The organism is Mycobacterium paragordonae, assembly GCF_003614435.1.
Taxonomy (GTDB): Bacteria; Actinomycetota; Actinomycetes; order Mycobacteriales; family Mycobacteriaceae; genus Mycobacterium; species Mycobacterium paragordonae.
In genome coordinates, this window is sequence record NZ_CP025546.1 from 6,603,829 (window position 1) to 6,623,209 (window position 19,381).

14 protein-coding genes and 1 pseudogene are annotated in these 19,381 nt (G+C 67.4%); 5 read left to right on the plus strand and 10 right to left on the minus strand.

From position 1 onward, the window contains the following. Positions 1 to 16: 16 nt before the first annotated feature. The 7 genes from C0J29_RS29630 to glf all read right to left on the minus strand — a co-directional run bounded on the left by C0J29_RS29630 (position 17) and on the right by glf (position 9,088). On the minus strand, positions 17 to 922 hold the full coding sequence (locus C0J29_RS29630; protein WP_065048514.1) for an alpha/beta hydrolase-fold protein: 906 nt from the start codon (positions 920 to 922) through the stop codon (positions 17 to 19). 168 nt (positions 923 to 1,090) lie between these two features. Further along, positions 1,091 to 2,134, minus strand: a complete 1,044-nt coding sequence (gene ag85A / locus C0J29_RS29635; RefSeq protein ID WP_065048526.1) for a diacylglycerol acyltransferase/mycolyltransferase Ag85A — start codon at positions 2,132 to 2,134, stop codon at positions 1,091 to 1,093. Between the two features lie 393 nt (positions 2,135 to 2,527). Further along, the gene (aftB, locus tag C0J29_RS29640; protein WP_162951642.1) at positions 2,528 to 4,462 is read right to left on the minus strand and encodes a terminal beta-(1->2)-arabinofuranosyltransferase; all 1,935 of its coding nucleotides are present in this window, start codon (positions 4,460 to 4,462) and stop codon (positions 2,528 to 2,530) included. 31 nt (positions 4,463 to 4,493) lie between these two features. Continuing rightward, a complete protein-coding gene (locus C0J29_RS29645; protein WP_065048528.1) occupies positions 4,494 to 5,444 on the minus strand; it encodes a decaprenyl-phosphate phosphoribosyltransferase in 951 nt (316 codons plus the stop codon). After that, entirely contained in the window at positions 5,441 to 5,980 is a 540-nt protein-coding gene (locus tag C0J29_RS29650; protein ID WP_065048518.1) for a phosphatase PAP2 family protein, read from the minus strand. Before C0J29_RS29650 ends, C0J29_RS29645 begins: the two co-directional genes overlap by 4 nt. Beyond that, the gene (locus tag C0J29_RS29655) at positions 5,973 to 7,874 is read right to left on the minus strand and encodes a glycosyltransferase (RefSeq protein WP_120794395.1); all 1,902 of its coding nucleotides are present in this window, start codon (positions 7,872 to 7,874) and stop codon (positions 5,973 to 5,975) included. Before C0J29_RS29655 ends, C0J29_RS29650 begins: the two co-directional genes overlap by 8 nt. Further along, positions 7,871 to 9,088, minus strand: a complete 1,218-nt coding sequence (gene glf, locus C0J29_RS29660) for a UDP-galactopyranose mutase (RefSeq protein ID WP_120794396.1) — start codon at positions 9,086 to 9,088, stop codon at positions 7,871 to 7,873. Before glf ends, C0J29_RS29655 begins: the two co-directional genes overlap by 4 nt. Positions 9,089 to 9,323: 235 nt before the next feature. On the opposite strand from glf, the pseudogene C0J29_RS29665 reads away from it, so the two are divergent. The 3 genes and pseudogenes from C0J29_RS29665 to C0J29_RS34145 all read left to right on the plus strand — a co-directional run bounded on the left by C0J29_RS29665 (position 9,324) and on the right by C0J29_RS34145 (position 14,218). Then, positions 9,324 to 10,303 (plus strand): annotated as a pseudogene (locus C0J29_RS29665) (hypothetical protein). Between the two features lie 252 nt (positions 10,304 to 10,555). Further along, positions 10,556 to 12,181 (plus strand): LGFP repeat-containing protein, encoded by a 1,626-nt coding sequence (locus C0J29_RS29670; RefSeq protein ID WP_120794397.1) that lies wholly within the window; start codon positions 10,556 to 10,558, stop codon positions 12,179 to 12,181. Positions 12,182 to 12,190: 9 nt separating this feature from the next. Beyond that, on the plus strand, positions 12,191 to 14,218 hold the full coding sequence (locus tag C0J29_RS34145) for a spermine/spermidine synthase domain-containing protein (protein ID WP_242460582.1): 2,028 nt from the start codon (positions 12,191 to 12,193) through the stop codon (positions 14,216 to 14,218). On the opposite strand, the gene C0J29_RS29680 is transcribed toward C0J29_RS34145, so the two are convergent. Beyond that, a complete protein-coding gene (locus tag C0J29_RS29680; RefSeq protein WP_120794398.1) occupies positions 14,105 to 14,737 on the minus strand; it encodes a hypothetical protein in 633 nt (210 codons plus the stop codon). The genes C0J29_RS34145 and C0J29_RS29680 overlap by 114 nt on opposite strands. 47 nt (positions 14,738 to 14,784) lie before the next feature. Further along, on the minus strand, positions 14,785 to 15,801 hold the full coding sequence (locus C0J29_RS29685; RefSeq protein WP_120794399.1) for an AraC family transcriptional regulator: 1,017 nt from the start codon (positions 15,799 to 15,801) through the stop codon (positions 14,785 to 14,787). Between the two features lie 72 nt (positions 15,802 to 15,873). Here C0J29_RS29685 and C0J29_RS29690 point away from each other — a divergent pair, with 72 nt between their 5' ends. Further along, on the plus strand, positions 15,874 to 17,187 hold the full coding sequence (locus C0J29_RS29690; RefSeq protein ID WP_120794400.1) for a cytochrome P450: 1,314 nt from the start codon (positions 15,874 to 15,876) through the stop codon (positions 17,185 to 17,187). A 116-nt stretch (positions 17,188 to 17,303) separates the two neighbouring features. After that, positions 17,304 to 18,764 (plus strand): PE family protein, encoded by a 1,461-nt coding sequence (locus C0J29_RS29695; protein WP_120795045.1) that lies wholly within the window; start codon positions 17,304 to 17,306, stop codon positions 18,762 to 18,764. A 154-nt stretch (positions 18,765 to 18,918) separates the two neighbouring features. Here the strand turns inward: C0J29_RS29695 and C0J29_RS29700 are convergent, their stop codons facing one another. Continuing rightward, positions 18,919 to 19,377: a DUF350 domain-containing protein gene (locus C0J29_RS29700; RefSeq protein WP_120794401.1), complete on the minus strand. Its 459-nt coding sequence runs from the start codon at positions 19,375 to 19,377 to the stop codon at positions 18,919 to 18,921. Positions 19,378 to 19,381: the final 4 nt, after the last annotated feature.

A 19,381-nucleotide genomic window follows, 5' to 3' on the forward strand; every position in this document is an offset into this window, starting at 1 on the left:
GCCGGACCGGCTTAGTTCAGCGAATGGCGCCGACGATGTCGCCAGACATGGCGCCCAGCACCCCGGCCCACGAGCCCCAGCCGTTGTCGCCGCCGCCCGGGAAGTCGAAGTGGCCGTTGTGCCCGCCCACGTCGCGGTACTGCTGGTAGAAGGCCTTGCTGTTGCCCATCGCCTCGGCGCCGGCGCCGAGCATGGCGGCGGGGTTGCTGGCGCCGGGGTTGGTGGGCGCCCAGACCCAGACGCGGGTGTTGTTCTGGGCCAGCAGGGCGGCGTGCACGAAGGGGTCGTGCCACTTCCAGCGGCCCAGCTGTGGGGCTCCCCACATGCCGTTGCCGTCCACTCCGCCGAACTGCTGCAGACCGGCCAGGATGGCGCCGTTGGTGAAGGTGTTCGACGGGTACAGGAAGCCGGACATCGATCCGGCGAAGCCGAAGCGGTCGGGGTGGAAGGCGGCCAGCGCCAGCGCAGCGTAGCCGCCCTGAGACGCACCCACCACGCCGTGCCCGCCGGGCGCCAGGCCCTTGTTGGCGGCCAGCCAGTCAGGCAGCTCGCTGGACAGGAAGGTGTCCCACTGCTTGCTGCCGTCCTGCTCCCAGTTGGTGTACATGCTGAAGGCGCCGCCCGCCGGTGCGGCCACCGAAATGCCCTTGCCGGCAAGGGTATTCATCGCGTTGCCCGCGGTCACCCAGTTGCTGACGTCCGGATTCGCGTCGGCGGCGTCCAGCAGGTACACGGCGTGCGGCCCGCCCGCCAGGAAAGCCACCGGGATGTCGCGGCCCATCGCGCCCGACGGCACCATCAGGGTTTCGAACCCGGCCGCCTTGGCGGTGCCCGCCGATCCCAGCGACGCCGTCACACCCCCGAACGCCACTGACAGCACGGCAACGCACAACAGCCGTAGCACTATCGACAGACCCCTCATGTCCACCCTCCATGGTGTGACGCTGCGCACGACAGAACCTAGCCCGCAGGTAGCTAACCACACCCGGCTCAGCAGGATAAGGGGGAGGCGGACAAAGGGGAGCTAACGCTAACGGCGGCGACCCGAATGGGTCGCCGCCGTCAGACGGTTGTTTATCGCAGTCGCGATTTAGGTGCCGGTGCCCTGGTTCACGCCGACCGCAGCCGCGGTGGCAGGACCAGCGCCGGGGGTCGCACCCAGCGTGCTCTGCAGGTCACCCTTCATGGCGTTGAGCTGCGCGCCCCAGTACGGCCAGTCGTGCGTGCCGTTGGCGTCGAAGTTGAACACCGCGTTGTGGCCACCAGCGCCGTTGTAGGCCTCCTGGAACTTCAGGTTGCTGGTCCGCACGAAGCCCTCCAGGAACTTGGCGGGCAGGTTGTTGCCACCGAGGTCCGACGGCTTACCGTCACCGCAGTAGATCCACAGCCGGGTGTTGTTGGCAACCAGCTTGCCGACCTGCAACGACGGGTCGTTGCGCTGCCACGCCGGGTCCTCCTTGGGGCCCCACATGTCGGACGCCTTGTAGCCACCGGCGTCACCCATGGCCAGGCCGATCAGCGACGGGCCCATGGCCTGCGACGGGTCCAGCAGCGCCGAAAGCGAACCGGCGTAGATGAACTGGTCGGGGTGGTAGGCCGCCAGGATCAGGGCCGACGAACCGGCCATCGACAGACCAACCGCGGCGCTGCCGTTCGGCTTGACCTGCTTGTTGCTCGCCAGGTAGGCGGGCAGCTCGCTGGTCAGGAAGGTCTCCCACTTGTAGGTGGTGCAGCCGGCCTTACCGCAGGCCGGGTTGTACCAGTCGCTGTAGAAGCTGGACTGGCCGCCGACCGGCATGACCACGGAAATGCCCGACTGGTTGTACCACTCGAACGCCGGGGTGTTGATGTCCCAGCCGTTGAAGTCGTCCTGGGCGCGCATGCCGTCGAGCAGGTACAGGGCCGGCGAGTTGGCTCCACCGCTCTGGAACTGGATCTTGATGCTGCGTCCCATCGCCGCCGAGGGCACCTGCAGGTATTCCACCGGCAGTCCCGGACGCGAGAACGCACTCGCGGTCGCGGAGCCACCGACGAAGCCCACCAGCCCAGACAGCAGAGCCGCACCAACGGCACCCACCATCAGGCGGCGCGGCATACCCGTCACGGCGCCACGAAACCTGTCAACAAGCTTCATCCTTGCTTCCTCATCCTCATCCTTGTTGGGCACACCCTCACGCATCGCTGTGCTTGGGGGTGCGTCCCGAATTGGGTCAGACTGCACGCACGCGGCGCTGCAGTGCACTGGTAGTCAACCACACCTTGAGGCTCCCGCTCTCCTCCGGGACGCCCCTCGAGGCGCTATTCGTCGGCGTTTCGCCGCTGCCCCGGCGGCTCGATCGGCGTCTGCAAATGTCGTTTTCGCATGTGCCCACCGACCGGTGCCCGCTGGTGACGGCTCACATGTGATGTTGCTGTAAGTCTCCTTCGGGTGCCGGGTAGATCGCGCGGACCCGTCGTCGAAGGATTCTTAAAAAAATTCTGAGCGACGGCGTCCCGCGGATGCCGGTTTCGCTTCAGAGAGCACCGCTCACTCCCGCGGCGGCGTCGGCGGCACCTTAGGCACCTCGAGCCCGCACCTGACCAGTTCATAGAGCGGCACCCGGTCGATGCGGTACTGCGTGAATTCATAGGCGTGCAGGAAATTGGAAACGAACCGGCGCACGGTCATCGGGGCGCGCACCGAGTTGAGCACGGCCTGGGTCGCCGGGCACTTCAGCGCCGCCTCGGCTTCAGCGATCCACTGCTGGTCGAGGTAGGCCGGGATGCCCGGCGGCCACTTCACCCACGGCCCGTCGGCCACCACCCAGTCCGGGAACAGGTTCTTATCGTGGCCGATGCGGCCGTGCTTCAGCCGCTCGGTGTGGGCGGCCAGCGGGTTCGCCAGCCCGATCTGGTCGATGACCCTGACGTCGAGCCCGACGTTCATGCCCAGCATGCCCAGGTTGGTGAAAAACACTGTGTGCTGCGGCTTCTGGTCGGCAGGGATGCCGGGCGCGCTGCCCGGCGGAATCATCGGCACCAGATCCCACTGGGTGTAGTTGCCCGACGGCAGCAGCAGCGCGCCGTCGGGGGTGTTGTTGAGCGCCACCAGCACCGCCGCCATCCGTGGATAGTCCAGGTAGTCGGCGGCGGTCAGCGGATGCGCGCGGCCGGTGGCCTGCGCGTAGAAACGACGTTCGTCGACGATGCCGGAATAGCTGACGTGTGTGGCGTCGTCGCCCATGCCGGGTGAATTCGCCGCCCACAGCGACCACCCGGCCACCGCCAGCCAGAGCGCGCTCACCCCGCCGGCCAGCCAGTAGCCGGCCTCCTTCGAGTAATCCTTGCCGTCGGGAATCACCACCGGTATCACAGCCACCGGCGCCAGCAAACAGAACAGTGGCGTCAGCAGCACCCGTCCGTGCATGAAGTCGCCGCCCTGACGGATCCAGTACAGGGCCTGCAGCAGGCCGCTGACCACCATCCAGGTCACCACCGCGGTGGGACTCTGCACCGCGCGGGCCAGCCTGCCGTAGCCCGGTGCCAGCGTCGGGCGCATGAACGACGGCCGGCGTCGGGCCGCCATCAACACGATGCCCAACGGCACCAGCAGCACGACCGGAATCCAGATGGAGTACGGCGCATTGAAGTCCGCCAGGTAGATCAACCCTTGTGACCACTTGTCCCCGGCCGCGTCCTTGGCCAGGGCCGTTCCCGGCACCAGCAGGCCGTAGTACCCCATCCGGAAGATCTGATAGGCGACCGGTAGCAGCCCGCCGGCCAGCACGATCAGCCCGCGGCGTCTCCAGGTGCGGGCCGAGATCATCATCATGATCAGCGCGGCGCCGCCGACCAGGGCCAACTCGGGCCGCACCAGCACGCTGCAGCCCGCGACGAAGGAGAGCGCACCGACGAACCACGGGCTTTCCGGACGTACCCGCAGCGGCTGGGCCCAGCAAACCATCATCCACCACAGCAGCCCGACGTAGGCCATCACCAGCCCGCTCTCCAGGCCGGACGTCGCGAAGTCGCGGGCCGGTGGCACGGCGATGTAGACGAGAGCCCCGGCCGGCAGCATGATCGCGCGCCGGCCGCGCAGACTCGGCGCGTACAACCGTCCCGTGCCCAGCATCAACAGCACCACGCCCAGCACCGAGAGGGTCAGTGCCACGGCCAGCGCCACGTACTCCAGCCGCAGCGGGCCGCCGACCCAGCTGCAGACGTACAGCAGATAGGTCCACACGGTCGAGGTGTTGGCCTCCACCCGCTCACCCGCATTGAACACCGGGCCGTTGCCGGCCAACAGGTTTCGCACGGTGCGCAGCACGATCAGCCCGTCGTCGGCGATCCAGCGGCGCTGCCAGGCGCCCCAGCCGAACAACAGCGCGACCAGCGCGACACTCACCCACAGGCTGACCCGCACCGTGCTGGTGTAGGGGAATACCGGCCATTTGACCCGGCGCACGGACGGACGCCGGGCCAGGGCGGCCGCCTGGAGGGCTTTGAACCTTTCGCTAGCCGAAAGCAACAGCAGCACCAACTGTTGCGATCCACGCCAGGGCCAGAAGCTGCAACACGCGGTCGCGCAGCGCTATGTCCTCGGGTTCCCCGGCGAGCCCACCGTCGACGTCCACGGCGTAACGCAGGATCGCGATGGTGAACGGGATCATCGACACCGCGAACCAGGAACCCGAATAGCGGTCGCGCTCGAATGCCCACAACCCGTAGGACATCACCACCGCGGTGGCCGACAGCGTCCAGACGAACCGCAGATACGTGCTGGTGTAGCTCTCCAGCGACTTGCGGATCTGGGCGCCGGTGCGTTCCGACAGCTGCAGCTCGGCGTAGCGCTTACCGGCAACCATGAACAGGGACCCGAAGGCCGCCGTCAGCAGAAACCATTGAGACAGCGGAATTCCGGTGGCCGCGCCGCCCGCGATGGCGCGGATCAGGTATGCCGAGGACACGATGCAGATGTCGATCACGGCTTGGTGCTTGAGACCGAAGCAGTAACCCAGCTGCATCACCAGGTAGACCGCCATGACCACCGCCAGGTTCGGCGTCAGCCAGTAGGACAGGCCGAGCGACGCGGCGCCCAGCACCACGGCCAGCGTGTAGGCCAGCCACGGAGGCACCACGCCGGCGGCGATGGGCCGGAACCGCTTGGTGGGGTGCTCGCGGTCGGCCTCGACGTCGCGCACGTCGTTGATCAGGTAGATGGCCGAGGCCGCCAGGCTGAACACCACGAAGGCGATCGCGACCTTGACGCCCATGGCGCCCCAGTCGTACGGCACCACGTGTCCGGACGCGTCGCGCGGGCGGGTGTGGTCGCCGCTGCCGGCCGCGGCCAGCGGCGCGGCCAGGACCAGCACGTTCTTCACCCACTGCCGGGGGCGGATCGCCTTGATCACCCCGGTCACCAGATTCTTCGGAGGACCGCTCACTTCCATCAGATCGTCGCTCATCGCACCCACCTTCGTCGGGCCGCGCTGTCCACCCGGACGGCTGCTGCGGCAACCCCGGCACCGAGAGCCACGCCGGCGGCGACGTCGCTGGGATAGTGCACACCCAGCAGTATTCGCGACAGCGCCATCGGCGGTACCAGCACCACCGGGAGCGGCAGGCCGGTAACCCGGCCGAGCAGGATCGCCGCGGCCGTCGTCGAGGTGGCGTGCGCCGACGGGAAGCTCAGTTGACTCGGGGTGCCGACGTTGACCGTCACGGCCGGATGATGCGGCCGTTGACGCCGGACCACCCGTTTCACCACCACAGCGGCGGCATGTGCGGCGAACGTGCCGATGCCGGCCACGACCCAGTCCCGGCGCCGGCGCCGGTCCAGCACGGCCCCCACCAGCGCGATCACCAGCCAGCCGATGCTGTGCTCACCGAAATGCGACATGGCGCGGGTGACTGGGAGTACGCCGGGGCGCTGCGTCAGCGCCGACTGGACGGCCACCATTGCGGCGACTTCACCGCGCGGCGGCTCGTCCGGTTCATCCATGGTTGGCCGCGCCGGCGGCGTCGTTGATGGGCAGCACCATCTCCCACTTCTGCTTGCTGGACAGCACGGGCAACGCCTCGCGGTAGACCCGCCGCATCTCGTCGAAGCGGCGCGACAGTTGGCGCTGCCGGCGCAACGACGCCAGCAACAGCGAGAACATCTTGGCCCGGTCGCGCTGCCGGTAGACCACGCCGCAGCCGTCGGCGGTGGTGACGGTGACGCCGTCGACCGTGCAGAGCCGGAACCAGCGCGCGTCCTGGGTCGGCACGTTGAACTCGGGGCGCTCGTGATGCGCCGGGTCCGCGGCCTTCAGGTTATGCAGGATGCCGCGGGCCAGCCGGTAGCTGATCACCACCGGGTTCACCGGCGGCTTCATCACCTTGTTCTTGTGCAGCGGCGCGGGCAGCTCGCTGGCGGCCGGCAGCACCACCGCATCCGGGTAGGCGGTCCGCATCTGGCGGATTTCCGGCAGCGCCGATTCCAGGATCGAGAAGATGTGCTCGGGGCCGGCCAGGAAGTCGTCAATGGCCCTGTTCTGAATCTCGACCGTCGAATACTCAAGGCAGGCAAGGTGTTTCAGCGTCGCCTTGAGGTGGCTGCGGACCAGGCCGGCGACGTCACCGTCCCAGTGCAGCGCGGCGACCACCAGCCGGTTGCGCAGATGGAAATAGGCCTGCCAGTCGATGGCGTCGTCCTTGTCGCTCCACGCCATGTGCCAGATCGCTGCGCCGGGCAGCGTGACGGTCGGATAGCCGTGCTCGGCGGCCCGTAGGCCGTAATCGGCGTCATCCCACTTGATGAACAGCGGCAGCGGCTGCCCCAACTCCTCGGCGACCTGCCGCGGGATCATGCACGTCCACCAGCCGTTGTAGTCGACGTCGATGCGCCGGTGCAGCAGCTTGCTCTTGTCCTCGCTGTCGTTGAGCGGGTATTCGGCGAAGTCGTGGTCGTACTCGGCGTGCGGCGCGGCGGTCCACATGAAGTTCGACCGGTCCACCACCTCGCCCATGATGTGCAGGTGGGACGGCTCCTGCAGGTTGAGCATCTGGCCGCCGACCAGCATCGGGGTTCGGGCGAACCGGCTCATCGCCAGCACCCGCAGGATGGAGTCCGGCTCGATGCGGATGTCGTCGTCCATGAACAGGATCTGTTGGCAGTCGGTGTTTTTCAGCGCCTCGTACATGACCCGGCTGTAGCCGCCAGAGCCGCCCAGGTTGGGCTGGTCATGGATGGACAGCCGGGACCCCAGTCTTTCGGCCGCCGCCGGGAAGTCCGGGTGGTCGCGTGCCTTGCGGGCACCCTGATCGGGCACGATCACCGCACCGATCACCTCGTCGACCAGCGGATCGGCGGTGAGTTCGCGCAGCGCATTGACGCAGTCCGCGGGCCGGTTGAAGGTCGGGATGCCGACCGCGATGTTGGCCGTCCCGGGCGCCGGGGTGGGGGCGTACCAACCGCCGCCCAGCAGGGTGACCTTGGTGTCGGTGGTGATGTCGAACCAGATCCAGCCGCCGTCCTCGAACGGCTGCAGGCTGACCTCGATCTCCTGCGTCGCGGGGTTTTCGTCGGTGCCGCTGAACCCGCGTCCCTCGATCAAGATCCGGGCCCCGGTGGCCTTCGTCCGGTACAAATCGATGCGTCCGGTGCCGGCCAACTCGACGCGCAGCACCACGGAGGTGCAGGTCGACCAGCGCCGCCAGTAACTCGCCGGGAACGCGTTGAAGTAGGTCGCGAACGACACCTCGGACTCGCCGCCGATCTGCAGCGAGGTGCGGCTCGCCGCGTGCGCGCGGCGGGCGTTGGTGGTCGACTCCTCCAGGTACAGCTTGCGGACGTCGAGTGGTTCGCCGGGACGCGGCAGGATGATGCGCGACAGCAGACTGACGGCGGTCATTTGGCTTGGTCCCCCTCGATAACCAACGGCTCCCCGTCGCGCAGGTGCGGCGCAAGGACGTTGTCGTACATGCTCAAAGCGCTGGCAATGGCCATATGCATATCCAGATATTGGTAGGTGCCCAAGCGCCCGCCGAACAGCACCTTGGCTGTCGCGGTCTCGGACTTCGCCCTGTTCCGGTAGGCGGCCAACAGGGCGCGGTCGGCCTCGGTATTGATCGGATAGTAGGGCTCGTCGTCGTCTTCGGCGAACCGGGAGAACTCGCGCATGATCACCGTCTTGTCGGTGGGATAGTCACGCTCGGTGTGGAAGTGACGAAACTCGTGGATCCGGGTGAAGGGCACATCGGGGTCGTTGTAATTCATCACCGGGGTGCCCTGAAAGTCGCCGATCGGCAGGACTTCCAGCTCGAAGTCCAGCGTGCGCCAGCCCAGCCGTCCGTCGGCGTAGTCGAAATAGCGGTCCAGGGGACCGGTGTAGACCACCGGGGCGTCGGGGTTGGCGGCGCGGAGCTCGTCGCGCACGTCGAACCAGTCGGTGTCCAGCCGGACCTCGATGCGCTCGTCGGCGGCCATGTTCTCCAGCCAGGCCGTGTAGCCGTCGACCGGCAGGCCCTCGTAGGTGTCGCTGAAGTAGCGGTTGTCGAAGGTGTAGCGCACCGGCAGGCGGGTGATGTTGGCGGCCGGCAACTCTTTGGGGTCGGTCTGCCACTGCTTGGCGGTGTAGCCCTTGACGAACGCCTCGTAGAGCGGTCGGCCGATCAGCGAGATGGCCTTTTCTTCCAGGTTCTGCGCGTCGGCGGTGTCGATCTCGGCCGCCTGCTCGGCAATGAGGGCTCGTGCCTCTTCAGGGGTGAAATACCTTCCGAAGAACTGCGACACCAGGCCCAGCCCCATCGGGAACTGATAGGCCTGGCCGTTGTGCATGGCGAAGACGCGGTGCTGGTAGCCGGTGAAGTCGGTGAACTGCCGCACGTAATCCCACACCTTCTTATTGGAGGTGTGGAACAGGTGTGCGCCGTACTTGTGGACTTCGATCCCGGTCTGCGGCTCGGGTTCGGAATAGGCGTTACCGCCGAGGTGCGGGCGCCGCTCGACAACAAGAACCCGCTTGTCGAGTTGGGTGGCCACGCGCTCGGCGATCGTCAGGCCGAAAAATCCGGAGCCGACGACGATGAGGTCAAAGCGAGCGGGGAGGTCGAAACGGGAGTTCATCGGTTGCCTAGGGTATCCGACCTTGCTGCCAAAACCCGACTTGGCGGGTCGGCCCGGCCCCGGTTTTCCCAGGTGCCGGCCGGAACAGCGGCGTGCCGTCGGGTGAACGTCACACCTTCGAACCACTCCCCTCACGATTCGGTCTCGCCACAGTAGTCACATCATTCTCACTCGTACCATCGGTCATGTGGGTCTCCGACCCCGCCTCCACATAATCCAGATTGAGGAGACTTCCGTGCCGAACCGACGCCGACGCAAGCTCTCGAAGACTATGAGCGCGGTCGCCGCCCTGGCCGTCGCAAGTCCGTGTGCTTATTTTCTCGTCTATGAATCGACCGCCGACACCAAGCCGGTGGAACACCACGAGTTCAAGCGGGCGGCCAGCGTCGCCGACCTGCCCAACGAGCTGATCTCCGCCCTGTCCCAGGGCCTGTCGCAGTTCGGAGTCAACCTGCCGCCGGTCCCCGCGCTCGGCGGGACCAGCGGCGCGAGCACCGGCCTGGGCACCACCGGACTGGGTACCACTCCCGGCCTGGCCAGCCCGGGCCTCGGCACCGGCGGGCTGGGCACCACGCCCGGCCTGGCCAGCCCGGCCTGGCCAGCCCGGGGCTCACACCGACGACGCCTGGCGCGTTGCCGGGACTGACGCCTCCGACTGCTGCCACGGGTACGGGTGTCAACCCGGCGCTGACCAGCCCCACCGGGGTGGCCCCCGGCCTGACGAGTCCGTCGGCGCTGAGCCCGGCTACCGCCACCGGTGAGGTCCCGATCAGCGCGCCGGTCGGGCTGGACCCGGGTGCGGACGGCACCTACCCGATCCTGGGCGACACCTCCGGACTGGGCGGCGGCGCAGGCACCGGCCTGTCGCCGGTCTCCCCGGCCGGCGCCGGAAGTGGCGGTGGCGGCGGCCTGGTCAGCGACCTGATGCAGGCGGCCAACCAACTGGGCGCCAGTCAGGCCATCGACCTGCTCAAGGGCCTGATCATGCCGGCGATCATGCAGCAGGTGCAGGGCGGCGCCGCAGGCGCTCCGGCGGCGGCGGGTGCGGTACCCGCGCTGCCCGGCGTGCCCGGCGCGGCCGGCCTGACACCGGTGCTGCCCACCGCGGGCGCGCCCGGCGTACCCGCCGTGCCTGCCCTACCCGCAGCGGGGGCACCCGCGGCGGCGATCCCGGCGATTCCCGCGGCCGCCGTGGCGGAGGCGCCACCGGTTTAACGAAGCCTGTCACGTGACGGCACCGCAGAGTCGGCGCTGGACCGGGTCCCGGCAACCCACCCAGCCATCAATCCTCTGCGGTGTCGTCGACAGCTTTTCCTAGCGTTTCCCTCGCGAGCAGACGCAAAATCGCCTTGGAGCGGACGTTCCGGGGTGATTTTGCGTCTGCTCGCGCCGAATGCCGTGTCGCCTCAGGCGAAACATTAGACACACACGTAACATCGCCTGGTGTCCCGCGGTCGCGCACCCACGATGTTGCTCACCGCCGCCTTGGCGACGGTCGTCATCGTGTCGTGGGTGCTGATGCGCCCGCCCGCGGCCAACCATGCCCCGCCCCCGGCCCGCGACACGCAACTCGCCGAGCAGCCGTTGATCGGTCTCGGCGGCGGCGTGACCGTCCGCGAGCTGACCCAAGACACCCCGTTTTCCCTGGTCGCCCTGACCGGCGACCTGGCCGGCACCTCTGCCCGGGTGCGCGCCAAAAAGGCTGACGGGTCGTGGGGCCCCTGGTACCAGACCGAATACCAGACCTCCGCACCTGACGGAACTGCCGGCCGGGCCGGACCGGCGGGACCGCCCGGATCGTCGGGGGAGCCGCGCAGCACCGACCCGGTGTTCGTCGGCACCACCACGGCCGTACAGATCGCCGTTACCAGGCCGGTCGACGCGCCGGTGACACAGGCACCTCCGGCTCCGTCCCACCCCGGTGACCTCGGCTACCGGCCGGCCACCAAAGAACAGCCGTTCGGGCAGAACATCAACGCGGTCCTCATCTCGCCGCCGCAGGCGCCCGCGGAAACCCACTGGACGCCGCCGACCGGCGTCACCATGCCGGGCCAGGCGCCGCAGATCATCAGCCGGGCGGAGTGGGGCGCCGACGAGTCGCTGCGCTGCGGCAGCCCGGAATACGACCGCAGCGTGCGGGCGGCGGTGATCCACCACACCGCCGGCAGCAACGACTACTCGCCGCTGGAATCGGCCGGCATCGTCAAGGCGATCTACACCTACCACAGCAAGACGCTGGGCTGGTGCGACATCGCGTACAACGCGCTCGTCGACAAATACGGTCAGGTCTTCGAAGGCAGCGCCGGTGGGCTCACCAAGCCGGTCGAGGCGTTTCACACCGGCGGATTCAACCGGGAGACCTGGGGCGTGGCCATGCTCGGCAACTTCGACGACGTGGCGCCGACCCCCGTGCAGATCCGCACCGTCGGACGGCTGTTGGGTTGGCGACTCGGACTGGCCGAGGTCGACCCGAAGGGCATCGTGGAACTGGTGTCCGCGGGTAGCTCCTACACCACCTACCCGGGCGGCGCGATAGCCAAATTGCCGACCATCTTCACCCACCGCGACGTCGGCAACACCGACTGCCCGGGCAACGCCGCCTATGCGCTGATGGACGAGATCCGGGACATCGCAGCGCATTTCAACGATCCGCCGGAGGAGTTGATCAAGGCGCTGGAGGGCGGCGCGATCTACGAACACTGGCAGGCGATCGGCGGGATGAGCAGCGCACTGGGCGCCCCGACTTCGCCGGAGGCCGACGGTGCCGACGGATCGCGGTTCGTCACCTTCGCCAAGGGCGCCATGTACTGGTCGCCAACCACCGGCGTGCAGCCGATCACCGGCGCCATCTACGACGCCTGGGCGGCCCAGAGCTACGAGCACGGCCCGCTCGGACTGCCGACCAGCGCGGAGATTCAGGAACCGCTGCGGATCTCGCAGAATTTCGTGCACGGCACGCTGAACTTCGAGCGGCTGACCGGCAACATGACCCAGGTTCTCGACGGGCTCACGACGCCGCTGTCGACGCAACCCCCGAGCGGCCCGAACGTGCCGCCGGAACACTTCTCCCTGCCGTCGCACCCTCCCAACTAGTCTGCTGGGGTGCCGCAAACGCCCTATCTGAGGATCGATCTCGACCGGGTGCGCAGCAATTTCCAGGCGCTGCGGTCGGTGTTGCCGCAAGCCGACATTCGATATGCGGTCAAGGCGAACCCCGCCGAGCCCATCCTTCGACTGCTCGCCGCCGAGGAATCGGCTTTCGACGTCGCCTCGGTGGGCGAGGTCGACGCCTGTATCGCCGCGGGTGTCGACGGTGCCCGGCTGGCCTTCGGCAACACCATCAAGAAACCGGCCGCGGTCGCGGCGGCCTACGCGCGCGGGGTGCGCGTGTTCACCTTCGACACCGAGCACGACCTGGCCGTGCTGGCCGAGCATGCGCCCGGGTCCCGGGTGGAATGCCGTATCGCTCCGGCGTTTCCGTCGTCGGTTACTCCGTTCGGTCACAAGTTCGGCTGCGCCCCCGCACACGCCGCCGAACTGCTTAACCGCGCCCGGTCGTCGGGCCTGGTCGCCGCGGGCGTCAGCTTCCACGTCGGCTCACAGCAACTCGACGCCGCCGCATGGGAACTCGGGATCGCCTCTACCGCTTCGGTGTTCGATACGGTTGACGGGCTCACCACGCTCAACGCCGGTGGCGGCTTCCCGCTCCCGTACGCCGGCGTGGCACCGGACCTCGAGGTGATCGCCGATCTCATCGCGTCGGCCCTGGGCCGGCATTTCGGCTCGCAGACACCACGGTTGGCGTTCGAGCCGGGACGCGTGGTCGTCGGGTCCGCCGGCACCATCGCCTGCGAGGTGGTGTCGGTGCGCACCGGGACCGACGGCCGGCGCTGGGTGTACCTCGACGTCGGCCGCTACAGCGGCCTCGCCGAAACCGAGAACGAGTACATCCGCTACCGCCTGCGAACCCCACGCGACGATGATGCCGTGGCCGACGCCGTGCTGGCGGGCCCGACATGCGACGGCGATGACGTGCTGTACCAGCGCTATCCGCTGCCGGTCACGCTGCGCCCGGGCGACCAGGTCGAGATCTGCGACACCGGCGCTTACACCGGGAGTTATGCGTCGGTGCAGTTCAACGGATTCCCGCCGCTGCCAACCGTTTTCGGTCCGTGCGGGCTTGCTCGGACCATCGTCGAACCGCTGGCACCGGGACTCACCCGAAATTGGACGCTGTCCGAGGTGCTCTGTGATGTGCGCACCGGCTACCAGGAACTGGTGATCGGTCGCACCGAGCAGGGAGTGGCGCTGTTCAGCGACGGCGAACGCCAGAGCACGGAGTTCAGCCAGCTGGTCTACCACGAGGCGCTGCTGGTGCCCGCCCTGTTGCTGGCCGGCCGCGTCGAGCGGGTGCTGATCGTCGGATCCGGGGAGGGCGTGGTGAGTCAGCTCGCGGTCGCCGCCGGCGCCACCCACGTCGATCACGTCGACATCGACCGCGACGCGGTGCGGTTGTGCGCCGAACACCTGCCCTACGGCTACTCCCCGGACGAATTGCGCAGGGCCGAAAAGGGACTCGGCCCCATCACCATGCACTACCGGGACGGATGGGACTTCGTGGACCGGTCCACGTCGTCATACGACATCGTGATCGTGGACCTGCCCGACGAGCGCTCGGAACCCGCGCAGCACAACCGCCTGTACGAAAGTGAGTTCCTGCGGAAGTGCCGTGGAATCGGGCGCGTGGTGGTCGACCAGGCGGGCTGCCCGACGCTGTGGCGCAATGCAACCCTGCTGTCGTCATGGCACCGATTCCGCGAAACATTCGACACCGTGGTCTATTTCGGCAGTGACGAGCACGAGTGGGCATTCCTGTCCGGTCTTTCGGATGCCGTCGCAGACCCGGTGGCCGTCATGTCCGAACGGCTGGCCGCGCTCGCCTACCAGCCACGGACCATCGACGGCGCTTCGCTGATTGCCGGTACTGTCGCGCCAAAGACGTTGCGGGACAGGGTGTCAGCGTACGACAGTGGCACGCTTGCGGAGTCCGCGGAGCATGCCGCGTTCCATCACGAAGTGCGGAATGTCGAAGAAGGCCATTCCGGCCACGCCCCCGGTGCCACGCGCTAGCAGCCGGGTCGTGCCGTTCTGCGGTCGCAGGTAGAACGCCCAGGACGCGATGGCTTTTTCGCCGCGCTGCACCCGTTCGAAGTCCGCGCGCGACATCAACACCAGATGCGACTCGGGCTCCACCGCCGCAACCACTTGGCTCCCATTGCGGCCGTACCGGCGGGCCAGCCACACAACGTCGCCGACGTTCAACCGTTGCCACTCCGGATGGACGGTGTCGGCGTTGTGGATGCTGGTGCCAATCAGGCGTTCCAGCCAGTCGTAGCTGTAGAAGCCACCGCGGTCCTCGCCGATCTGCGCCAGCCACGGCCAAATCGCCGCCGGCGGAGCGGCCACCGTGATCCCGCGAGTGGTGCGCACCGCCCCGGGCTGGACCAGTTCGTCGCCGGGCAGTTCGGCATTGACTTCCTCATCGGTGGCGCCCCAGTTGTACATCACCGGTCGTCCCATCCAGTTGTACAAGCCCGCTATGCCGCCCGCCGCCATCAGCCCGCCCAGCAGCGGCTTCCGGTTCCCCATGGATGCTGAGGCTAGTTACAGCAGCCGCCGCCGGGCAGAGGCTTAAGTCATCGGCGCCGGCTGGGCGGATGCCCGTTCCAGCGGATGTGGGCGCGGGTGAAGGCGGCCGTCTCGGAGTAGCCGAGCCGCTGTGCGGTCTCCTCGACGGTGAGTCCGGACTTCAACAGCTCGCCGGCCAGTGCGGCGCGCACCTCGTCGAGCAGCGCGCGATAGCTGGTGCCCTCGCCGGCCAGCCGGCGGTGCAGGGTGCGCTCGGTGATGCACAGCTCTTTGGCGACCGTCGCCATCGACGGAATCGCCGCGGAATCCTGGATCAGCCTGGTCCGGACGGTCGCCGAGAAGCCCCGCCGGGTGCGTCGCCGGTTCAGCAGCTCCTCGCACTGGCGGATGCAGATCGCCGCCGTCTGCGGGTCGGCCGCGGGCATGGGCCGGCTGACCAGGTCGGCCGGGATGACCAGTGCATTTTGCGAGGTGTATTCGACGTGGACCGTCACACCGCCCAGTTCGACTGTCTGCGTTGGCAATTGCATATCCGCAAGTTCCATCCGCAGCGTGACGCCCGGGTGGTTGGCGCCCAGCAGCAATGGCAACAACCGCAGCATGATCGCGAAATCGCGTTCCATCACGAATCTCCGGACATCGCGCGGGATCCGGTTGTCGCGGAATTCGATCACGGCTTCGCTGCTGGTGACCTCCGCGACCAGGCTCAAGTAGGTATCGGTCAGAGCGGCGTAGCGGCAGGCGACGTCGATGGCGTCACCAAAGGTGGGGCTGGCCATCAACGCGTAGCCGAAGATGCCGGTGTCGGCGAGGTTGTACTGCATGCCGGTCTCCATGCCGAGCCCGGCCTGGTCGCCGAGTCGGCCGATCACGTTGCGGATCATGGTCAGCTCTTGACTGGCGTAGACCTCCGTCGCCGGATCGGCCAGGTCGTCGTACGTCAGGCCCGTTCCGGTCAGGCACGTGGCGGGGTCAAGCCCGTGCCGACGTCCGGTCTCCAGCAGGTGCCGGCCCGTGGCCGACGACAACGCCACGTCCCAGATGGGAGAGGCAGCACCGGGCATTGTCCGAAAATATCAAATCTGTGTCTGAAACGACCATTCTCGCGACGTCGTCCGCGGCCTAGCGTCATCGGAGTGACGACTGATCTGCTCAGGCCGCCGCCCCGGGCGCTCGCCTCGGCGGCACGCCGCTCGGTCACCGACCTCTGGCGGCCGGTGGCCGTCGGCGGTTACCGCGACCTGCGCCGCCCGCATCCGCACACCGCGCCGGCGTCGGTGCCGCGTACGACGTTCGACCCCACGCTCATCCGCAACATCGCCGACCCGTATCCCGACTATCGACGGATTCGGGAACACCCCGTGGTGATCAACGAACGTCTCGGCGTCTGGATGGTCGGCCGCTACGACGATGTCCACTCCGCCGTCCGCGACAACGCCACCTTCACCTCGCGCGACGGCATCACCCTGCGGTCGTTCGTGGCGAACATGGTGGTCTTCACCGACCCGCCGGATCACACTCGGCTGCGCCATATCGTGGCGCCACTGTTCACCAAGCGCGCCGTCCAGGAGTGGACGACGGACATCCGCGCGCTGGCCGACGAGGCGGTCACCGGGCTCAAGCGCGGCGACGTCGTCGATCTCGTTCCGGCGCTGACCATCCCGATGCCCATCAACGTCATCGCCAACATCCTGGGTATTCCGCGGGAACAATGGCCGGGGTTCCGGGCGGTGTCGGAGAAGTTCGCGCAGATATTCGCCCCGCGGTCGCTGCCGCAGATCGTGCGCATGATGGGCTCGGCGATGCAGGCCTACCTGCGGCTGCGTAGTTTCTCCGACGCCGAAATGCGCACGCGTGCAACGCAACCCGCCGACGACCTACTGACGCGCCTGCAGGCGGCCGTGGCCGTCGGGGAACTTTCCGACAACGAGGCGTTCCTCTATGTGCTCGTCCTGCTGGTGGCCGGAAACGAGACGACCACGAACCTGCTCGGGATGCTGCTCATCAGGCTCGCCGAGGATCCCGAGTTGTTCGCCGAACTGAAGGCGGACCGCAGCCGCCTGTATGCCGCGGTCGAAGAGACGGCGCGGTGGGGTTCGCCGGTGCAGTGGGTAACCCGGACGGCTACCGCCGACTACGAGATCGGCGACACGGTAATCCCCAAGGGCGCAAGGGCTTTGCTCTTCTACGGAGCGGCCAACCGGGATCCCGCCAAATTCGGCGACCCGGACCGCTTCGACATCCGGCGCAACACCACCGGACACCTGGCGTTCGGGCACGGACTGCACTTCTGCCTGGGAGCTCATCTGGCCCGGCTCGAAGCGGCCACGGCCATCGATTGCCTGCTGGACGAATTGGACGGGCTGGAACTGGCCGGGCCGGTCAGGTGGAGCATCACGCCGTCGCTGCGCGGTCCGGTATCGGTGCCGGTGCGGCTGACTTGCCGCTGAGTTCGGCGAATCTCCGGCGCTCGCGCTCCACCTGGGATTACGCTCGAATCGGCGGGGAAGTCGTTCGAGGGGATTCGGCAGTGTCGTACTTGGCCACAACGTCGTATTTGGTCACGATGCCAGATTGGGTCACGGCTGCCGCCGAGGATCTGGCGAGTATCGGTTCGTCCATGCAGCAGGCGACGACGGCCGCATCGGCCCCCACCACCGGCATCGCGGCTGCCGCCGCAGACGAGGTGTCGGCCGCGGTCGCGGGGATGTTCGGCAGCTTCGGTCAGGAGTTTCAGGCCGTCAGCGCCCAGGTGTCCTCGTATCACGCCGACTTCGTGCGCCTGCTGAACAGCGGCGCAGCGGCGTACGCGAGTGCCGAAATCGCCAATGCTGGAACGGTTCTCGCGAGCGCTGCGACGACGGTTCCGGGTGGCGCTTACGGACAGCTCATCACCAACACGGCCACCAACCTGCAAGCCCTCGGCAGCGCCTGGGCCGCGAACCCGTTGCCGTTCTTCCGCCAGTTCCTGGCCAACCAAGTGGGCTACGCACAGCAGATTGCCACTGCTATCGCGAACATCCCGGCCAACTTGCCGAACCTGCCGGCGGCGATCGAAGCGGCTATCCAGCAGCTCGCCACCTTCAACCCCGCCGCCTTTGCGCAGCAGTTCATCACAACCCAAATCGGCTTCGCCCAGACGTTTGTGACGTCCGCGGTGAACGGGATCAACGGGTTGGTCACCGGGCTGCCGCAGTTCATATCGGGGGTTCAACAGGCCGCCCAAACGTTGATGACGGGCAACTACACGGGCGCGGTCGCCGAGTTCGGCAGAGCGACGCTGGGCCTGCTGGTCACCGGAGTCAATCCCGGACCGGTGACCATCAACGTGGATATTCCAACCCTGTCTGTGACCGCCACCGTGAGTCCGACGCTGCTCGGTCCGCTGGGAGATTTCTTCACGATCATGAACATCCCCGGACAAGAGTCGCAATATTTCACCAATTTGATACCGCCGTCCATTCCGCGCCAAATGGCGCAGAACTTCACCAATGTGCTTAACACGCTTACGGTTCCGAGCATCCGGGCGCAGGCCGACCTGCATCTCACTACACAGACTGGATCACTCCAAGCCTTCTTCGGGCTGCCGCTGGTGGCTACCTATGCCGCCGCCGGCGCTCCGCTGGCGACCCTGAATGCGATTGCGGCCAGCGCCGAGACGTTCGGGCAGCAGATCGGGGCCGGGAACTACTTCGGGGCGGCCGGCACGCTGTTCGATGCGCCGGCAGTCGCGTTGAACGGATTCCTCAACGGCAATCTCCCGATCGACACGACGATCAATGTGCCGACGGGTCTGGACCCGAACTTCCTTCCCACCAACGTCGCCATCGTTCTGCACCTGCCCTCCGACGGGCTCCTGGTTCCTCCCCATCCGGCCACCGCGACCATCAACGTGCCCCAGTCGGTTCTGACGCCGGCAATCTCATTACCGGTGACAATCTTCGGGACTCCGTTCTCGGGACTGATCCCCTTGCTGGTGAACTACACCCCCCAGCAACTCGCCCTGGCGATCAGACCCGCGGCCTAGCTCCCCGCGCTCACCGCCAGCCGGGGCATGACACCCGCTAGAACGTGCTATCACCGGCGATATCACGTTCGTCAGGCACGTGCGCCTCGACTTTCAGGGGCGAAAGTGACTGCTGTGACTGGCCATCGGTGCCGGTGCGGCACCGGGGCCCCCCTCAGAGAATCGCGACCGACACCACGATCCCGAGCGCGAACTGCGCCGCAGCCACCATCAAAGCGTCGTAGCTGAATTCGTCCGAGTGGAACAACGTGTCCATGTCGATGCCGATCACCACGGTCGCGACCCGCATCATCACCACCTGCGAGGCGATACCGACCAAGCCGAAGACCGCCGACGCCAGCAGCCCCTCCCGCAAGTTGCCCGACGACGAGTAAATCGCAATGACCACAATGAAAGCCATGCTGACCATGCCGGCCGCGGCCACCAGGATGGCGTTCGGCTTGCCCGCGTTGACCATCTTGCGCAGTGGGCCCGGCGTGGTCAGATCAATGGCGTAGAAGCCGACGATCATCAGCACGAGACCGAGGATCGAGTAGAGCACGATGGCGCCGGCGCCTCGTCCCAACCAGCTCCAGTAATCCGAATGCGGCAGCGCAACAATCGTCGTCGTCATCGAA